At 47.8% G+C, this 18,027-nt stretch carries 16 protein-coding genes and 1 pseudogene; 8 read left to right on the top strand and 9 right to left on the bottom strand.

Going from position 1 to position 18,027, the window contains the following annotated elements; all coding sequences use genetic code 11:
- The 3 genes from B5F29_RS10345 to B5F29_RS10335 all read left to right on the top strand — a co-directional run bounded on the left by B5F29_RS10345 (position 1) and on the right by B5F29_RS10335 (position 2,785).
- Positions 1 to 1,698, top strand: a complete 1,698-nt coding sequence (locus B5F29_RS10345) for a phospho-sugar mutase (protein WP_087154562.1) — start codon at positions 1 to 3, stop codon at positions 1,696 to 1,698.
- A gap of 45 nt (positions 1,699 to 1,743) precedes the next feature.
- Complete coding sequence (locus B5F29_RS10340; RefSeq protein WP_087154561.1) at positions 1,744 to 2,271, top strand: spore maturation protein; 528 nt, start codon at positions 1,744 to 1,746, stop codon at positions 2,269 to 2,271.
- A gap of 79 nt (positions 2,272 to 2,350) precedes the next feature.
- On the top strand, positions 2,351 to 2,785 hold the full coding sequence (locus B5F29_RS10335; RefSeq protein WP_087154560.1) for a MarR family winged helix-turn-helix transcriptional regulator: 435 nt from the start codon (positions 2,351 to 2,353) through the stop codon (positions 2,783 to 2,785).
- A 9-nt stretch (positions 2,786 to 2,794) separates the two neighbouring features.
- Here the strand turns inward: B5F29_RS10335 and B5F29_RS16845 are convergent.
- The 9 genes and pseudogenes from B5F29_RS16845 to B5F29_RS10290 form a co-directional block, all read right to left on the bottom strand.
- A pseudogene (locus B5F29_RS16845) lies at positions 2,795 to 4,330 on the bottom strand (DUF885 domain-containing protein); the annotation flags it as partial.
- Between the two features lie 563 nt (positions 4,331 to 4,893).
- On the bottom strand, positions 4,894 to 6,846 hold the full coding sequence (gene metG / locus B5F29_RS10325; protein ID WP_087154558.1) for a methionine--tRNA ligase: 1,953 nt from the start codon (positions 6,844 to 6,846) through the stop codon (positions 4,894 to 4,896).
- A gap of 84 nt (positions 6,847 to 6,930) precedes the next feature.
- A complete protein-coding gene (locus tag B5F29_RS10320; protein ID WP_087154557.1) occupies positions 6,931 to 7,497 on the bottom strand; it encodes a glycerol-3-phosphate responsive antiterminator in 567 nt (188 codons plus the stop codon).
- Positions 7,498 to 7,557: 60 nt separating this feature from the next.
- Positions 7,558 to 8,253: an MgtC/SapB family protein gene (locus B5F29_RS10315; protein ID WP_087154556.1), complete on the bottom strand. Its 696-nt coding sequence runs from the start codon at positions 8,251 to 8,253 to the stop codon at positions 7,558 to 7,560.
- Between the two features lie 9 nt (positions 8,254 to 8,262).
- Entirely contained in the window at positions 8,263 to 8,943 is a 681-nt protein-coding gene (locus B5F29_RS10310) for an MgtC/SapB family protein (protein WP_242955639.1), read from the bottom strand.
- 5 nt (positions 8,944 to 8,948) lie between these two features.
- Positions 8,949 to 9,794 (bottom strand): carbohydrate ABC transporter permease, encoded by an 846-nt coding sequence (locus tag B5F29_RS10305; RefSeq protein WP_087154554.1) that lies wholly within the window; start codon positions 9,792 to 9,794, stop codon positions 8,949 to 8,951.
- Between the two features lie 10 nt (positions 9,795 to 9,804).
- A complete protein-coding gene (locus B5F29_RS10300; protein ID WP_242955638.1) occupies positions 9,805 to 10,686 on the bottom strand; it encodes a carbohydrate ABC transporter permease in 882 nt (293 codons plus the stop codon).
- Between the two features lie 119 nt (positions 10,687 to 10,805).
- On the bottom strand, positions 10,806 to 12,134 hold the full coding sequence (locus B5F29_RS10295; protein WP_087154553.1) for an ABC transporter substrate-binding protein: 1,329 nt from the start codon (positions 12,132 to 12,134) through the stop codon (positions 10,806 to 10,808).
- Between the two features lie 315 nt (positions 12,135 to 12,449).
- Complete coding sequence (locus B5F29_RS10290) at positions 12,450 to 12,671, bottom strand: YaaL family protein (protein ID WP_087154674.1); 222 nt, start codon at positions 12,669 to 12,671, stop codon at positions 12,450 to 12,452.
- A gap of 140 nt (positions 12,672 to 12,811) precedes the next feature.
- Here B5F29_RS10290 and B5F29_RS10285 point away from each other — a divergent pair, with 140 nt between their 5' ends.
- The 5 genes from B5F29_RS10285 to B5F29_RS10265 all read left to right on the top strand — a co-directional run bounded on the left by B5F29_RS10285 (position 12,812) and on the right by B5F29_RS10265 (position 18,022).
- Positions 12,812 to 13,084 (top strand): pro-sigmaK processing inhibitor BofA family protein, encoded by a 273-nt coding sequence (locus B5F29_RS10285; RefSeq protein WP_087154673.1) that lies wholly within the window; start codon positions 12,812 to 12,814, stop codon positions 13,082 to 13,084.
- Positions 13,085 to 13,337: 253 nt separating this feature from the next.
- Entirely contained in the window at positions 13,338 to 14,258 is a 921-nt protein-coding gene (locus B5F29_RS10280; protein ID WP_087154552.1) for a sugar phosphate isomerase/epimerase family protein, read from the top strand.
- 66 nt (positions 14,259 to 14,324) lie between these two features.
- Positions 14,325 to 15,455 (top strand): sugar ABC transporter substrate-binding protein, encoded by a 1,131-nt coding sequence (locus tag B5F29_RS10275; RefSeq protein ID WP_087154551.1) that lies wholly within the window; start codon positions 14,325 to 14,327, stop codon positions 15,453 to 15,455.
- Positions 15,456 to 15,542: 87 nt separating this feature from the next.
- Positions 15,543 to 17,054: a sugar ABC transporter ATP-binding protein gene (locus B5F29_RS10270; RefSeq protein WP_087154550.1), complete on the top strand. Its 1,512-nt coding sequence runs from the start codon at positions 15,543 to 15,545 to the stop codon at positions 17,052 to 17,054.
- Complete coding sequence (locus B5F29_RS10265; protein WP_087154549.1) at positions 17,054 to 18,022, top strand: ABC transporter permease; 969 nt, start codon at positions 17,054 to 17,056, stop codon at positions 18,020 to 18,022. The genes B5F29_RS10270 and B5F29_RS10265 overlap by 1 nt, the downstream gene beginning before the upstream one ends.
- Positions 18,023 to 18,027: the final 5 nt, after the last annotated feature.

The raw sequence follows: 18,027 nt of genomic DNA, 5'->3' as shown, positions 1-18,027 counted from the left end.
ATGGAAGAGAGCAGAATCATGGAGCAGTACCGGATCTGGCGGGAGAATGCCAAGGCGGATCCGGATGTGGTGAAAGAACTTCAGGAAATAGAAGGAGACGGAGCACGGATTGAAGACGCGTTTTATCGGGATCTGGCTTTTGGAACCGGCGGGCTGCGCGGCGTGATCGGCGCGGGAACCAACCGGATGAATGTGCATACGGTGGCAAAAGCGTCCCAGGGACTGGCGGATTATGTGAAAAAACATTATGAAGGCGGCGCGAGGAAGATCGCGGTAAGCTATGATTCCCGCATCAAATCGGATCTGTTCGCGCAGGTGGCGTCCGGAGTATTCGCGGCCAACGATATTCAGGTGTATATTTATCCGCAGCTGATGCCCACTCCGTGCCTGTCTTTTGCGGTGAGGAATCTGAACTGCGCGGCGGGAATCATGGTGACGGCTTCCCACAATCCGTCCAAGTACAACGGATATAAAGTTTACGGAGCGGACGGCTGCCAGATCACGACGGAAGCAGCGGCAGAAATTCTGGGTGAGATTGAGAAACTGGATATTTTCAAAGAAGTACAGACCATGGACTTTCAGAAAGGTGTGGATGAAGGAAAGATTCATTATATCGGGGAAGATGTCTATACGGCGTTTGTGGAAGCGGTAAAAGGCCAGTCCATGCTGGATGAAAAGACGCCGGTGGACAAGGATGTGGCGATCGTTTACTCTCCGCTTAACGGAACCGGATTAAAACCGGTGCTCCGCACTTTAAAAGAAAGCGGATACACGAATATCACCGTGGTCAGAGAACAGGAACAGCCGGACGGCCATTTCCCGACCTGTCCGTATCCGAATCCCGAGATCCGGGAGGCGATGGCGCTGGGCATGGAATATGCCGCAAAATACCAGGCAGATCTTCTGCTGGCCACGGATCCGGACTGCGACCGGGTAGGCATCGCGGTGAAAAACCAGGATGGGGAATATGTGCTTCTGTCCGGAAATGAGACAGGCATGCTTCTTCTGGACTATATCTGTTCCCGCCGCAGGGAGATGGGGACGATGCCGGAGGATCCGGTGGCGGTGAAGTCCATCGTGACCATTGATATGGCAGAGCGTATCGCGGCCCATTATGGCGTGCGGACGGTCAATGTGCTGACCGGATTCAAATTTATAGGAGAACAGATCGGGCTTCTGGAGAAGAAGGGAAAAGCGGATTCTTATATCTTCGGATTCGAGGAGAGCTACGGATATCTGAGCGGCTCCTACGTCAGAGACAAGGACGCTGTGGACGGCGCGTTCCTGATCTGCGAGATGTTTGCGTACTATAAGACGAAAGGCGTCAGCCTGCTGGAAAAACTGGAGGAACTGTACCGTACTTATGGATTCTGTCTGAATACGCTGCATTCTTATGAGTTTGACGGATCGGCGGGGTTCGCGAAGATGCAGGAGATCATGAAAGCATTCCGCGCGGGTCTGACACATATCGGGCCGAAAAAAGTGGAACGCTGCCTGGATTACGCGGACGGGCTGGACGGTCTTCCCAAGTCGGACGTGCTGAAATTCCTGCTGGAGGACAACTGCTCTGTGGTGATCCGTCCTTCCGGTACAGAGCCGAAGCTGAAAGCTTATATTTCGGTGAGCGCTCCGGACAGAGCGGAAGCAGCGGCAGCGGAGAGCCGGATCGCGGAAAGTCTGAAAGAAATCATAAAATGAATCTTTGCGGAATAAGTTAAAAAAAAGAGAAATGAGGAGAATCGTTTGGAGTTTTTCTATTTTCTCTCGGATTTTATGATTCCGTTTGTGATCTTTTATCTGATCGCCTATGGCCTGACGGAAAAAGTACAGGTATATGATGAGTTCGTCGCCGGAGCCGCGGGCGGGCTGAAGATCGTCCTGAAGATTATGCCGACTCTGGTGGGGCTGATGGTTGCCGTGGGGATGCTGCGGGCGTCGGGATTTCTGGATCTGATATCCGGCCTTCTGGCTCCTGCGGCATCCTTTCTGCACTTTCCGGCGGAGCTGGTTCCTCTGACATTGATCCGGATGTTTTCCTCTTCGGCCGCATCCTCCATGGTGATAGACATCTATAAGTCTTATGGGACAGATTCCTATATCGGAACACTGGCGTCGATCATGATGGGATGCACGGAGACGATCTTCTATACTATGAGCGTCTATTTTCTGACCGCGAAAGTGACGAAGACCCGCTGGACCCTGGCCGGAGCACTGGCGGCCACCTTTGGAGGTCTGGCCGCCAGCGTGGTGCTGGCGGGGATGATGGGGTGATTTCTCCGGCGTTGAAGAGAAAAGAAAATTATGCTATACTTGCACCAGATAAGATGAATTTCTGTGAAGAAGGTGAGGCATGAACCGGGAAGAACTGTTGAATCAGCTGCTAGTAATGACATTTAATGAGATTATGGACGCAGAGAACCGCGCGTTGATTACCGGCGCGTTCAAAGAGATCTCTATCAATGACGTGCATATCATCGACGCGGTCGGAATCGCGGAGCCCAGAAACATGTCCACCGTGGCGAAGAAGATGTCGGTGACGGTAGGCACATTGACTACCGCCATCAACAATCTGGTGAAGAAGGGCTATGTCTCACGCATCCGCAGCGCGGAGGACAAGCGGGTCGTCCTGCTCTCTCTGACCGAGAAGGGCAGGAAGGTCTACCGGCGTCATGCCGCTTATCATAAAAAGATGGTTCAGACGGTTATGGAAGGGCTGGGCGGAGAGGAGATGGACGTCCTCGCCCGCGCCCTGGAAAAGATCCGGGGATATTTCCAGGAGGTTTAGCTGTTCTTCCAGGAGGAAAAAGGGCGCAGGTCCTGTGGTCAGGAACCATTCATGAAAATCTGATATGGAAATTTCCGGGGAGAGTGCCAGCGCGCTCTCTTTTAGTCTGCAGATTTCCAGATATCCCAGATAATATTTCAGATAGTTGGAAGGCTCTTCCAGTATATCTGTGTAAAGAGCACGGACCTGCTCTTCATCAGTGACGCCGAAAGAAGAAAGGTAGTTCCGGCATTCTTCCTCTGTCCATCCTTCCGTATGGACAGCCAGATCCAGAGTGGCGCAGATGGCATAATTCAGGGATGAAAGTGCCCGCAGGAAACCGGCTTCTGTTTCGGTAAGGCCCAGGAAATCGTAGGCATAGAATTCGCTGTACAGTCCCCATCCTTCTGTATACCCTCCCACATAGACCATGGAACGGATCGGGGCATACGCGCCTGCCCGTTCAAACGTATTCTGGTACAGATGGCCCGGATAACCTTCGTGCGCCAGAGTAGTGATCAGTTCTTTAGAGTCCGGTTCATAGGACGGATTGATGTAGATATTGTTTTCTTCCGGCAGATCCAGCGCGGGGACCATGTAAAAAGCGGGACTGAGCCAGTCCTCTAAAGACTCCGGGACTTCCTTGACCTGCCAGGATATGTCTTCCGGAATTTCGGGAAAATCATCTTGAATCCGGACCGTCAGATCTTCCAGTATCTCGTCCGCGGAACTGGCGGAAGGAACGCTCCTGGTCAGATTTAAAACGTCGGCTCCCTCGTGGATGGCGAAAAGGATCGTCTCATAGTCGTCTGCGATCTGTTCTTCCAGCATACGGCGGATAACCGGCACGCTGAGATCCGTTCCAATAGAATAACGCAGAAGGTATTCATAATAAGAAATACCGTCCGGCGTATAGTAGAGACCGCCGGTGTTGACACCGGTTCCGCGAAGCTTTTCCAGGGCCAGACAGAGCTGCTGGTACGCGGGACGGAAATATTGGTTCAGCGCATTCAGATTCTGCACTTCATAGGAAATCTTCTGATCCGCATCCAGAAAGCTGCAGGCTTCCAACCGTTCGGCGAAGGTGGTGACAAGGAAATGTTCGTTGTCAATTTCCATGATGGAACGGCACTGATTTAATATCTGATCCAGGGTTTCATCTGTCATAAAGAGCCCGGCACTGGATTTCTCTTCTTCAAATCGGGCGATCTGCATGAAATAATCAGGAAGTTCAGCGAGAAGCTTAAGATAAGTATCAATATCTTCCCGATTCCGGAAAGAGTATTCTGCCAGCAGTATGGGAAGCTGGGCCTGGGTACCGAGGGCAGGTCCCAGGGGCTCCTGATAATAATAAAAATCTTCCAGTGTCAGCTGGGCGTCAACCCACCAGGACAGGAGAGCCGCGGCGAACTGTTCTTCTTTGTCGAGTTTTTTCCCCAGATATTCATCCAGACGATCGCGGCATGAGGCCAGCCAGGTGTGTTCTTCGGCTCTCGCTTCCGCGGAAAAATCTCCAAGTGTGGGTTCTTCTTCACGGATCCCGTAAGCAGAAGGCTCCGCCAGCATGTAGTGCAGGCTCAGAGTATCTGAGGACAGTTCATGGCGGAACATTTCCATGGCGTAATCCTGGAAATCCTGGCCCAGGCGGAGGAACCAGGAAAAGACAGAGGTATGTATGGTAAGCAGCAGAACCATCCCTGCCGCAAGGCATCTGTACATATGCAGTCACTCCTGAAAGTTTGTCAGATAAATATATGCGGACGGAAACAGAGATATGCACTTTTTTGCGATTGACAAAAAAGTGCATTTTTTTGAATACAAGTTTTTGCTTTTTGACAAATATTTTAAAAATGATGGCAATTATCTTGAATTGAATGAAAATATTGCACAAGATATAATTTTTACAGGCATCAGAAACGGGAAAAATTGCTGACGCCTGCAACTATCCATACAAAATACAGATACAGGGAGGAAAGAAAAAATGAAAAGAAAAGTCATTAGTGTCTTGCTGTCACTGGGAATGATTTCCGCGCTGGTGACAGGATGGTGTATTATACGATACCAGGGAACAGATTTCAAGGCGGAATCTGTTCCCTGATGTCATTTTTTATGAGTATGATAATATCTAATCAAGAAATCTCCGCGCCTGCCGGCATCTCTTTTTCCGGCGTTACCAGAGAAAGGTTTCCATTCTCATCCTCCGCACACAGAAGCATGCCTTCGGACACGAGACCACGAATCTTTCTGGGTTCCAGATTTACCAGCACCATTACCTTTTTGCCAACCATTTCTTCTGGAGAGTAGGTATTGCGGATTCCGGAAACGATCTGGCGTACCTGGCTGCCGACTTTTACCTGGGAGCAGAGCAGCTTGTCTGCTTTCGGAACTGCCTCGCAGGAGATGATCTCTCCCACCTGGAACTGCAGTCTTGCAAAATCGTCGTAAGAAATGTTTTCCTTGGGCTCAATGTCAATGACAGGTTCTTTCGGCGCTTTGGCCGCTTCTTCCGCAGCTTTGCGTGCTTCTACTTTTTCCAGTACTTCTTTGATGTCCATTCTTGCGAACAGGATCTCCGGCTTATCGGTTACTTTAGCGCCGGACCGGTAAAGCCCGAAATGATTCATCTGCTCAATTGTGCGCGGTTCGGCGTTCAGCTGTTCCAGAATCCTGCGGGAAGTAGACGGCATGAACGACTCCAGAAGAGTTGCTCCATAACTGATACTTTCTACCAGATTGTAGAGAACTTCTGACAGCCGGTCTTTTTTTGTCTCGTCTTTTGCCAGCGCCCAGGGCATGGTTTCATCAATATATTTATTGCAGCGTTTGAACAGCGCGAAGATCTCGGTAAGCGCGTCTGCCACACGCAGCTGGTCCATTTTGTCTGTGACTTTTGTCAAAGTGTTCAGAACTGTTTTCTTCAGGTCCTCATCTACTTCTTCTGCGGCGCCGGTCTGTGTGACGGTTCCGCCGAAATACTTATTGGACATGGAGATCGTGCGGTTTACCAGATTGCCCAGCGTGTTTGCCAGTTCGGAATTCAGCCGTTCCACCATAAGTTCCCATGTGATGACGCCATCGTTTTCAAAAGGCATTTCATGCAGGACAAAATAACGTACAGCATCTACGCCGAAGAAATCTGCCAGTTCATCTGCATAGAGAACGTTTCCTTTGGATTTGCTCATCTTGCCATCACCTTGCAGGAGCCATGGATGGCCGAATACCTGCTTCGGCAGAGGGAGATCCAGAGCCATCAGGAAGATCGGCCAGTAAATTGTATGGAAACGGATGATATCTTTTCCGATCAGATGCAGATCGGCAGGCCAATTCTTTTTGAATAAATCGCTGCTTTCTCCTTCGCAGTCGTAACCGATGCCGGTGATATAGTTTGTTAGCGCGTCCAGCCATACGTAGATGACATGTTTGGGATCGAAAGTAACAGGAATGCCCCAGGTGAAGGAAGTCCTGGATACACACAGATCCTGCAGACCGGGCAGCAGGAAGTTGTTCATCATTTCGTTCTTTCTGGAGACCGGCTGGATAAACTCCGGATGGGTATTTATATAATCGATCAGACGATCCGCATACTTGCTCATACGGAAGAAATATGCTTCTTCCTTAGCCGGCTGGACTTCCCGTCCGCAGTCCGGGCATTTGCCGTCTACCAACTGGGATTCCGTGAAGAAGGATTCGCAGGGAGTGCAGTACATGCCTTCATAGTATCCTTTGTAGATATCTCCTTTGTCGTAGAGATATTTAAATATTTTCTGTACCTGCGCTTCGTGGTCCGAGTCGGTGGTACGGATGAACTTGTCATAGGAAGTATTCATCAGATCCCAGATTTCTTTGATCTGTCCGGCTACTTGATCTACATATTCTTTCGGAGTGATCCCTGCTGCTTCCGCTTTCTGTTCAATCTTCAGGCCGTGCTCATCGGTGCCGGTCTGAAAAAAAACGTCATAACCCTCAAAGCGTTTATAGCGTGCGATACTGTCTGCCAGGACGATCTCATAAGTATTGCCGATGTGAGGTTTCCCGGAAGTATAAGCAATCGCGGTGGTCATATAAAATTTCTTCTTTTCCATTTGATTACCTCTGTTTCCTTATATTTCTGCGCTTAAAACCATTATTTACAGATTAGCACAGGAGGTAGGAGAAGTCAATAAATGCTAGGTGAACCACAGATTCGGAATGGAAGTGGTGATGTTGGAAGCACCGCAGTGAAGCGCAGTTTCCACCTCTTTCTGAGAATTTATAAAGCCTCCTGTAATAAAAGGCAGCCGGCAGTCGGAGGACAGGTCACGGATTACGCTCGGAATAACGCCAGGAAGGATTTCTATGGCGTCTGCATTGCATGCCGCGATCTGTGTGCGGATATTATTCTGAGAAATGGCGTCGAATACAAAAAATCGCTGGATACAGTACAGTTCCAGAGTCCTCGCCCGCTTAATCTGCGCGTTTTTGGTTGTCACGATCCCTGCCGCGCAGGTATAGTACTTGATAAAATCGACAGCAGCTTCTTTGGCGGACAGCCCGTCAATAAAGTCAATATGAATGAATGGCAGGATATTGGCTTTCTTAATTCGTGAAGCGATTGACGGGAGAGATTGAAGATCTCCATACAGTATGAAGGCGATCCTCACGTTGGACAGACACAGGTCGTCCAGGTCGCTTTCCCGGCAAAGAGATGCAATAATTGGATTTTTTGCTAAAATGTTTTTCAAGTCTGATTTCATGGTCTTATCCTCAAATTGTATAGTTCTGCTGGAATGTAAAAATGTTTGTCAGAGCAGCTGTTATATGATTTCCACCGTGATAGTCTGCGGGAAAGCAGACACGCCGTCTATAATATCTGACTGACAGAGATTTTTATGCAGTTGTACGGTAAAAATAGCGATATTTTTTTTGTCGTCTTTTTTTGTTTTCTTGATGATTTCTATATCTAAAATCCGGATGTTTTCCCGCTTGAAATATTCCAGAAGACGATATAAATATCCGGCTCCGGTATATTCAATGTAAAGATTCAGCTCTGCCAGTCTGGTCCGGAGAAGGTTTTCCAGCCGGCTCAGGACCAGTTCGGCAAATAAAATTAACAAGGTTGCCATGATGCTGCATTCATAAAAACCCATGCCGACAGCCAGACCTACCGTAGCGGTCGTCCAGAGTCCGGCGGCAGTGGTCAGGCCTTTTACCCGGCTGCGTTTTGACACGATGATGGTACCGGCTCCGATAAATCCGATGCCTGCGACAACCTGGGCGCCCAGCCGTCCGGGATCTGCGGCCAGTTCCAGATCTGTAACAAGAAACTGGCTGGTCAGGGTGGTGATCGCCGATCCCAGGCTGATCAGGATATGTGTACGAAAACCGGCAGGCCGCCGTTTGTATGCCCTTTCAATGCCGATGACTCCTCCGCAGAGTACCGCGGTAAGCAGTTTACACAAAGTGGAAAGAAAATCGGTGCCTCTGACAATATCAAGAAATTCCAGCATCATGTTATGTCCTCAAATCTCCTCAATCCGTAAAACATATTCCAGATCTGACAGAAACGCGATAATCGGCGCATGATTCTGTTTCCGATCCAGCCGAAGGGAAAAAATAGCGGCCGGATAATCAGCAGGCATGCCTTTTTCACTCATGATCTCCACTTCATAGATCTGGATATTCTGTTCTTTTATCAGTGTCAGGATAGGGTGGATATGCGTCAGTTCATCAAATTCCAAAAAGACGTTCATATTTTTGGAATTACTCATCAGGTGCCTTTCAATATAAGGCAGAAGACGGAAACAGATGATAATTAATCCGAACCCGATCAGAGCGCACATATAATTTCCCGCGCCGATGGCAAGCCCCATACAGGCGGAAGCCCAGAGTCCGGCGGCAGTAGTCAGGCCTTTGACTTCCTGATGCGCAGTTACAATGATGGAGCCCGCTCCTAAAAAACCGATTCCGTTGATAACCTGTGCGCCGAATCGGGAGACATCCAGGGAGGTGAGACCGGATATGCAGTAAAATTCATACTGACCAAGCAGCATGGTGATGCATGCTCCCAGACTCACCAGCATATAAGTACGGAAACCGGCGGGGCGGTTTTTGTTTTCCCGTTCCAGACCCAGGACGCCGCTGCACATAATGGACAGGAACATGCGGAAAACAACGGAGCCTAAGTTAAACTGGCCTGTCAAAATTATCAGCCTTTCACACCGCTGCTGGTGATGCCCTGTACGAAGTATTTCTGCAGCGGCAGGAACAAAAGTACAGGTACGATGGCCGATATGGCAGAGCCTGCAAAAATGTAGCTGAAGTATACCGCGTTCTCATCCTGGAAATAGGACAGCGCTACCTGGATTGTCCGGAATTCTTCCGTCCTCGCCACCAGCAGAGGCCAGAAGAAGTTATTCCATTCATTGACAAATACCATCAGCCCTGCCGTGATCGTCACCGGAATGGACAGGGGCAGTACGACTTTCGCAAATACCTGCAGCCAGTTGGCTCCGTCGATGCGCGCCGCTTCCAGAAGGCTCTTCGGAATCTCCTTGAAAAACTGAGTGAACAAAAACATGGCAAGCCCGCTGGCCGCGCTGGGCAGGATCAGGGATGCGTAGGAGTTCACAAGCCCCAGCTTGGAGATCAGGTTGTACAGGGGAAGTACGATCGCGTCTATGGGCACCATGAAAGAAATCAGGCACAGAGCGAACAGAATGTTCTTCCCTTTGAAATCGAAGAACGCAAATACAAACCCGCCCAAAGCGGAGATGCATAAGGACAGCGGAACCAGAACCGCAACTACGATCAAAGTATTGCGGATAGCCAGCCCGAAATGGAATTCTTCGAAGATTGCGACATAGTTGTCAAAAGTCCATTCCTGAGGGATCAGGGTCTTCCAGGTAAATGGAAGCGCATAGTCGAAAATTTCGATATTGGTCCTGAAGGACGCCATCACGATGTAAAAGAGCGGGAAGATGGCGATAACAGCGATGAGGGCCAGGACGATATACAAAAGTACAGTCTTTAAAGTATGATTTTTCTTCGTCATGTCCGTCCTCCTACTCTTCTTTTTCGTTCAGCATGCGGAACTGTATGATGACCACAGTCAGCACAATAATCAGAAGGATGGTGGTCAGTGCGCCCGCACGGGAAGCGTTGCCGTTCTGGAAAGCGGATTTATAGACTTCATACATGAGTACGTTGGTACTGTTCTGAGGACCGCCTTCGGTAATCAGCTGCATGGGAGCGAACAGAAGCATGTTCGCGGAAGTGTTGGCGACAATGACGAACAGCATGGTTCGCTTGATCAGCGGGAGGGTAATGCTGAACAGAGTACGGAAGTACCCCGCGCCGTCCAGCCTGGCGGATTCATAGATGGAGGTGTCCACGCCTTTGAGCCCGGCAAGGATATACATCATCCACATACCGCATCCTTTCCAGGTTGCCATGACCACGATGCACCACAGGGCCTGGTTGGCATCCGTGAAAAGCCCCTGGCGTCCGATCCCCAGGGCGGTAAAGAGACTGTTAAATACACCGTTGTTGTAATTCGCCATAAGCTCCCAGGTGATGGCTGCCACAGAGATTGCCATGGTCACCGGAAGGTAGTAGATGCTGCGGAAGATCCCGATTCCCTTGACCGTGGAGTTTACCAGAAGCGCCAGCGCCAGTGACAGCACAATCTGAAGCGGAATCATGACCAGGTTCATTTTGATCGTAGTCCACAAAGACATCCAGAAGGTCCGGTCTCCCAGAAGGATCTCATAGGTCCGGAACGTGAACTGCCCGTCCCGGATAAAGGATGTGATCATAACAGATACGATCGGATAGATTTTGAATACAAAGATAATGATCAGTGCCGGCGCCAGCATCAGATAGGGCAGTACCTTTCTTGGCACCGCGAATTTACGCCGCGCGGCCTGAGTTGGTCTTTCAGTCACTTTCTCCCTCCTTCGTTGTTCATATATTTAGGGAAACGCTGATTAAATCAGAGCTTCCTTTAGAAGGATACCCGCAGAGGGCGGACTGTGCGGAAACGCGCAGTCCGCTGCGGAATGTTTTATTGATACTCTGCGAACGCAGTGTTCAGTTCGGCGATACAGTTGTCCACAGATTCATGAATGTCCGCGCCGTTGCGGATGTTGTCCCACATGGCGTCCATAGCCGTGGAGTACTCGTTGTATGCCGGAGTGATCGCGCGTACCAGGGAGGTGTTCATAACCTCATACTGGGCCATTTCCATAAACGGTTTTTCCGCGATCAGCTCATCGGTGAACTGACGGGTCAGTGCCGGAACCATGCCGGAAGCGTTGATATATACGTCCGCTCCATCATACAGAGTCAGGTATTTGATGAATTCTGCGGCTGCGTCTTTTTTGTCGGAGTAGACATTCATGCCGATGGTCCAGCTTCCGCAGGAAGTTCTTACCTGGTCTTCATGTCCTTCAAAGCAGGGAACATAGGTGTATCCATAGTCCGTAAATCCATTCTCTTCAAAGGTAGCCGGAAGAGCGGTGGTACCCAGATAGAAAAGAATCTGTCCGGACTGGAAGTAGCTGCTGGTCTCGGTAGCGGAGATGCCTCTGGTAAAGATGCCTGCGTTTACATTATCCTGATAGAACTGCAGAGCCTCATACCACGGATCGGTATTGATGACCCCGTCCACACTCAGTCCGTCATCGCTGATCTGAGCGCCGCCCAGGGAGTTGGGAAGGACATTCATCTGATAAACACGTCCCACTTGCTGGAACTCGATGCCGTAGATGCCGTTGGAGCCGTCGGGATCCAGGACATCCAGAGCCTGCTGCGCGTAGTCTACCAGCTGTTCCCAGGTCAGACGGTTCTCCGGAGTGATAGATTCAAAGTCGATATTCAGCCCGGCCTGCTCCAGGAGAGCGGTGTTGTAGTAGAGAACCAGGGAAGAATCGCCCATGGGAGCGCCGTAGAACTGGTCGTTCACGGTACCCTCGGTGATCATGGAGTCGGTGAACATGGCGATTTCCTCATCGCTGAACCACTCGTTGAGGGGTTCCAGATATCCGCGGTGAACATAAGCGGACACGTTGGGGCCGTCTGCGGCGAACACATCATACTCGGTAGACTGGTTGCTCATGAGGACCTCAAGGTTTTCGAAGACGTTGTCAAAGGCGACATAGTCGGCTTCGCAGCGGATACGGCCGGCGTATTCCTCGTTGAAGGCCTCGACGGCAGCGCTGACGCCAAGTTCCTGGGAATTGCTCATCATGAGATGGATGACCACCTCATCGCCGGAGCTTTCGGTGGAAGCGGAGTCGGCGGAGCCGGAGTCAGAGCCGGAGCCGCCGCAGGCGGTAAGGCTGAGAGCAGCGGCAGTAACCAGGAGCCCGGATAACAGTCTTTTGAATTTCATAAACTTTTTTCCTCCTTAAGTAAGAATGAATGTTTTGACTCAGAAGCGCGTATGAAAGCAGGGACATGATCTGCCAAGAAAAAAGGACAAAATGCTACCCCTGTAACATCTTGTCCTTACCCATACGCTAGAACTTCTGTTGATTTCATACTAGCATATGTATGCCGGGAATTCAATTCGCCATAACAACAAAGATTTCTGCCGATGATTGTGTACATTAGACAAAGGTTTTCCCCGGGAGTAAAAAGCGCGAAAAATCAGGTAAAATACATGTAAAATCACATAAAAAATGTGTGAAACAAAATTTCACACAAATCAACCGGAAACAGAATCCAGAAGTTCCGCCTGGCGGAGCAGAAAACGGTAGCGCATCTGTACCGCCTGCAGTTCGTAGATGGAACAGTCGATCAGGTCCGGGTCGACGACATTTTCAAAATTGGAATAGGCGCAGTCCAGCGCATACTTGGTTTTACGGATATCTTCCAGGAGCTGCTTTCTGCGGGGATCGATATTTTCTTTCTGTTCCGAACGTTTCATCTGCATCTTCCTTCCTGTTCTGGGAAATATCGGGTTACTAAAAGTATAGTCGGCAGTTCCCGGATTTATACAGAGAAGGGCATATTTTTTGGATGTCCTCATATATTTTAAAGAAAAAAGAGATCGAAGAGGCATTGATTATGGAAAAAGATATGGGTATGGCAGTTATCGTGGGAGCCTGCCTGGTGGTGCTTTTTCTTGTGGCAGTGAAACATAAGGCCGAATTTATTCTGAATTTCTGCCTGAGGGCAGTTGCGGGCGGAATTGCCATCTGCGGTGTGAATCTGGTACTGGAGTCAATGGGAATATCCTGCGCTGTGGGGATTAACCTTTGCAGTTTGTTTACATCCGGAACCTTGGGGTTCAGCGGCGTTTCTCTTCTTTATGCAGTTGCGGCTTTTCAGATTTTATAAGAACTTTTCTGTTCTTCTATAAAGGTGCGGTATTTTGAGACGGGCGGTGCCCGTCTTTTTTTGTGCTTGGACTACATGGAAAAAAGTGGGAATGCGTGAAAAATGTTGGTTATAATTAACAAATTATTTCAAATAATTTCAGCATAATGCCAATTTTTTTCATAATATATTGACAGAAAATGATAAATATGATTATATGATATCAAGAGTTGAAAAGATATGAAAAATAATAAAAAGGAGGTTGGGAAATACGATGAATTATGCAGGACGTTTCAATTCATTTATTTTTAAAGGTCAGAACGTATATGACGCTATTGCTGCGTATAAAGAGATGAGCGGCATTACACATCTGGAATTTAACTATCCGGAACACATTGCGGGATATGATTTGGAAGAGCTGAAGGATGCTATTGCACCGTTGAAAGTTAACGGTTTGGCAGTAAGGTGGCGAAAAGATTTCCTTCATGGAGATTTCACCAATCCAGATGAAAAGCTTCGCAGACGAGCGATCCAGATGTCGAAAGACGCATGTGATGTGTGCAGAGAACTCGGGGGAAGCGTGATCACGCTCTGGTTCGAAAATGACGGTTTTGATTATCCATTTGAGATAGATTATGAAAAAGATTGGGAAAAATTGATAGAAGGTTTGCGGGAAGTTGCAGATTATGCACCGGATTTAAAGATAAGTATTGAGTACAAGCCCTTTGAAGAACGTGAATTTGCGTTGGTGGACAGTGCAGGAATGACGCTTTATTTAATCAGGGAAGTAGATCGTCCAAATGTGGGATGTACACTAGATTTCTGCCATATGTTAATGAAACATGATAATCCGTCTTTTGGACTGGCGCTGGCCGCATCAACAGGAAAGCTGTTTGGACTACATATGAACGACGGATACGGAAGAAAGGACAGCGGATTGATATTCGGTTCTGTAAACTTTGCATTGTCGGCAGAATTTATTTATTATCTTGAAAAATATAATTATGACGGCGTGGTTTTCTTTGATACTTTTCCTATTAGAGAGGAATCAAGAGGCGAATGCCAGGCAAATGTGGATGCGTTTGAATTAATCAAAAGTAAAGTTGACCGGGAGGGGGTAGAAAAAATCAGCGAAATTGTATCAAAGCATGATGGACTCAGCACGAATAAGCTGATCCAGGATATGTTGAGATAAAATGTGTAAAACGGGAGAGGTTTTGCACAAAGAGCTAAGAACACAATAATAAAGGAGGATTTGAAAATGAAAAAGAGGTTTTTAGCAACATTTTTAGCAGCGGCAATGGTACTGGGAGTCGTGGGATGCGGATCATCCAGCAGTTCTACCACATCTGATTCTGCATCGGACAGTACAGAACAGGCAACTGATGCGGCAGAAGAGGAGTCTGCAGAAGAAGTGGACGAGCTGGAATTTAATCCGGATCAGGCAGAAGATGCTATGACGATTGATGAGCTTCGCGAAGCAAACGGAGTAGAAGTAACGGTAAATTCAGATTGGGAAATCGGTGTTGTTATGAAATCCCTTTCTAATGAGTTCTGGAGAACTTTGCAGGAAGGTTATGAGCAGGCATCAGCAGATACGGGCCTCGCATTTAATATCCAGGCTACTACAGATGAGTCTGATGAGATCGGACAGCAGACCATGACAGAAACACTTACAAACCAGGGTGTAGATGCATTGCTTCTCAGCCCGATCTCTGATTCTAACCTGACATCGGCAGTGGAGAATGCAAATGATGCGGGTGTATTAACTGTAAATGTAAATGATGGTCTGATTGCACAGGCACAGCATTATGTAGGGCCGAACGCGTATATGAATGGACAGCTGGCTGCTGAGTGGATTTCTGAGAAACTGGGTGATGAAGGTGATGTCGCTATCGTAATCGGCATGGCGAAAGCATTTGCTGCTCGTGAGCGTACAGCCGGATTCAAAGATTGGATTGAGGAAAACAATTCTGGTCTGAATGTTTGGGCAGAGCAGAATGCGGACTGGGATCGTACAAAAGCAAAAGATCTGGCGGCAACCTGGATCCAGCAGAATCCGGACCTGAAAGCGATCTTCTGCAACAATGATGATATGGCCCTGGGTGTTGTGGAAGCTGTCAGAGAAGCAGAGGCAGATATCCTGGTAGTAGGCGTAGATGGTATTGGCGAAGCATATGAGTCTATCCGCAATGGCGGATTGGATGCAACAGTGGACTCGTTCCCGTACTATATGGCACAGGTAGCGACGGAATGTACACTTCGTGCTCTTGGAGGACAGGAACTTCCGAGCGCGGTTGCAACTCCGCAGGCGCTGATTGATGCAGACAATGTTGACACGGATCCGGCTGAACTGATCAACTGGGTTGCTCCTACCTACGTAACCGAATAATTGAAACTTTTACACAATTGACCGCATCTTCTTCCTTGGCACTGTTGGAACAGAGGATGCGGTCCTCTATAAGGGAGGTTTTCATAGATGGGAAAAGCAATCGAATTTGTTAAGATTAACAAAAGATTTCCGGGTGTGCACGTTTTAAAAGACATTTCCTTCTCCGTGGAAGAAGGCGAAGTACATGCGCTTCTGGGGGAAAACGGAGCCGGGAAATCTACATTGTTAAATATTCTGCATGGAGTATATGGAGAATATGAAGGCTCTGTATTGCTTCATGGAAAAGAGGTACATTTTAAGAGTGCCAATGATGCAATCAAAAATGGAAATATTTCCAAAGTTCATCAGGAAATCATGGTTGTGGAAGAACTGTCGGTAGGACAGAATGTCACCATGGGATATGAACCTAAAAAGGGCGCGTTTATAGATTTTAATAAGATGCATAATGATGTAGATGCGATCCTTACAGAACTAAACTGTAATTTTAAATCCAGAGACATAGTAAGAACCCTAACAGCAGGACAAAAGCAGATGATCGCAATTGCAAAGGCAATCTATCACCATTCGAATATCATTTCCTTCGATGAGCCGACGGCATCTCTTACTTCTAAAGAGACAGAAGCATTGTTTGCTGTTATTGAGAAATTGAAAAAAGATGGAATCACAATTTTATATGTTTCACATCATCTGGAGGAGATTTTCCAGATCTGCGATCGGGCGACGATTCTTCGAGACGGCGAATTTGTTCAGACATTAAATGTGAAAGAGACAACAGAAGATGAACTGATCCATGCTATGGTGGGACGCAGCGTTTCTGCTGTAGCTTCCCGTACGATTCCATGTCAGGCTACCAAAGAGGTAGTTTTGAAAGTGGAGGGATTGACAGATACCACCGGAGGGAAATTTAAAGATATCAGTTTTGAATTACATAGAGGAGAGATCCTTGGGTTTTACGGCCTGGTGGGAGCCGGAAGAACCGAAGTTATGCGTGTACTTGTAGGTGCTGATCCGAAACTGGAGGGTAATATTTACCTGAAAAATGTGCCGATTCCACGGAACTGGAATTCTACAAAAGCATTGTCCAGAGGAATCGGAATGTTATCGGAGGACCGGAAAAATACGGGATTCAATAAACTTGCAACGAATACGCAGAATATAGTGATTTCTTCACTTGAAAAATATATGCACGGCTTATTTTTTACAGATGAATCCAAGAAGATAAAGAACGCAGAACATTATTTTGAAGAACTGGATATCAATCCGAAACTGCCTATGTATATGACGGTGAATATGTCAGGAGGAAATCAGCAGAAAGTCATTCTTGCAAAATGGATGTCTACAGATATTGATATTATCATTTTCGATGAACCGACAAAGGGTGTAGATGTGGCTGCAAAAGCAGAGATTTACCGATTGATGGAAGAACTGGTTTCTCAGGGAAAGAGTTTGATTGTTGTATCCAGTGAACTTCCGGAGGCCATCGGGCTCAGTGACCGGCTGGTAATTATGAGTGAGGGACGCATCACAGGAATCCTCACGGACAGATCAGAATTTGATTCAGACGCTATCCTAAACTATGCGATTGGAGGAAATGAGTAATGAAAAATTTTTACGTGAAGTATAAGAGAGAGATTCTTGTATTCGTCGCGACGCTGATTCTTTGCGTGGTATTTACAGTACTGAACCCGCAGTTTCTTACCTGGAGAAATTTTCTGACAATCTTCCAGCAGATGGTATTGAACGGGTTACTGGCAGTTGGTATTATGTTTACAATCCTGACCGGCGGTATTGACCTGTCTATCGGATGTACTTTTGCTATAGTGGGTATTGCGGTAGCAACCTGTACAGTCGGAGGTATGAACCCGGTGATGGCTCTGGTTATTGGCCTGATTGTGGGCGCAGTGCTTGGTTTGTTTAATGGATTTTTAGTAACGAATTTGAAATTGCAGCCGTTTATTGCCACACTGGGTACCATGAGCCTTTATCGTGGTATTGCCTATGTAGTAACGGGCGGCGTTCCGGTTACCAATGTACCGGATTCTTTCCGCAATATTTTCAATGGACAGATAGGAAATTCTGGCATTCGTTATTATGTTATCGTTATGTTGGTGGTATTTATAGTCGCGCATGTAATTCTTTCCAAAACCAGAACCGGAGATTATCTGTATGCAGTGGGCGGCAATGAAGAGGCGGCAAAATTATCTGGTGTTAATACACGGAAAACAAAATATATTGCTTATATTGCATCTGGCGTATGTACTGCAGTGGCAGGACTGGTGATGCTGGCCTCCCTGGGTTCTGCAGAGGCAACTGCGGGGATTGGATATGAGACAAATGCCATCGCGGCAGCAGCCATCGGAGGGACTTCTATGGCAGGCGGTCGTGGTACGGCACTGGGAACTTTTGTGGGAGCTCTTTTGCTGGCAGTCCTGAAGGTAGGTATGGTGGTTATCAATGTGGACTCCTTCTGGCAGTATGTGGTAACCGGTTTGATTATTATTGTAGCTTCCTATTTCGAATATGCGAAAGATGATTTTGCGGCTTTCCTGGCACGCCATAAAAATTAAGGGGC

This window comes from Lachnoclostridium sp. An196, from assembly GCF_002160135.1.
GTDB lineage: Bacteria > Bacillota > Clostridia > Lachnospirales > Lachnospiraceae > Hominiventricola > Hominiventricola avistercoris.
Note: the sequence above shows the minus strand (reverse complement) of the source record. Positions and strands in the feature narration are given on the sequence as shown.

Excerpts from the sequence above, each read along its gene's own strand:
- B5F29_RS10345 (WP_087154562.1), top strand. The coding sequence starts at position 1 with ATGGAAGAGAGCAGAATCATGGAGCAGTACCGGATCTGGCGGGAGAAT.
- B5F29_RS10315 (WP_087154556.1), bottom strand. The coding sequence starts at position 8,253 with ATGATGCTGGAATTTCTTGATATTGTCAGAGGCACCGATTTTCTTTCC.
- B5F29_RS10305 (WP_087154554.1), bottom strand. The coding sequence starts at position 9,794 with ATGACGAAGAAAAATCATACTTTAAAGACTGTACTTTTGTATATCGTC.
- B5F29_RS10290 (WP_087154674.1), bottom strand. The coding sequence starts at position 12,671 with ATGAAACGTTCGGAACAGAAAGAAAATATCGATCCCCGCAGAAAGCAG.
- B5F29_RS10285 (WP_087154673.1), top strand. The coding sequence starts at position 12,812 with ATGGAAAAAGATATGGGTATGGCAGTTATCGTGGGAGCCTGCCTGGTG.
- B5F29_RS10265 (WP_087154549.1), top strand. The coding sequence starts at position 17,054 with ATGAAAAATTTTTACGTGAAGTATAAGAGAGAGATTCTTGTATTCGTC.
- B5F29_RS10295 (WP_087154553.1), bottom strand. The coding sequence starts at position 12,134 with ATGAAATTCAAAAGACTGTTATCCGGGCTCCTGGTTACTGCCGCTGCT.
- B5F29_RS10335 (WP_087154560.1), top strand. The coding sequence starts at position 2,351 with ATGAACCGGGAAGAACTGTTGAATCAGCTGCTAGTAATGACATTTAAT.
- B5F29_RS10275 (WP_087154551.1), top strand. The coding sequence starts at position 14,325 with ATGAAAAAGAGGTTTTTAGCAACATTTTTAGCAGCGGCAATGGTACTG.
- metG (WP_087154558.1), bottom strand. The coding sequence starts at position 6,846 with ATGGAAAAGAAGAAATTTTATATGACCACCGCGATTGCTTATACTTCC.
- B5F29_RS10320 (WP_087154557.1), bottom strand. The coding sequence starts at position 7,497 with ATGAAATCAGACTTGAAAAACATTTTAGCAAAAAATCCAATTATTGCA.
- B5F29_RS10270 (WP_087154550.1), top strand. The coding sequence starts at position 15,543 with ATGGGAAAAGCAATCGAATTTGTTAAGATTAACAAAAGATTTCCGGGT.
- B5F29_RS10280 (WP_087154552.1), top strand. The coding sequence starts at position 13,338 with ATGAATTATGCAGGACGTTTCAATTCATTTATTTTTAAAGGTCAGAAC.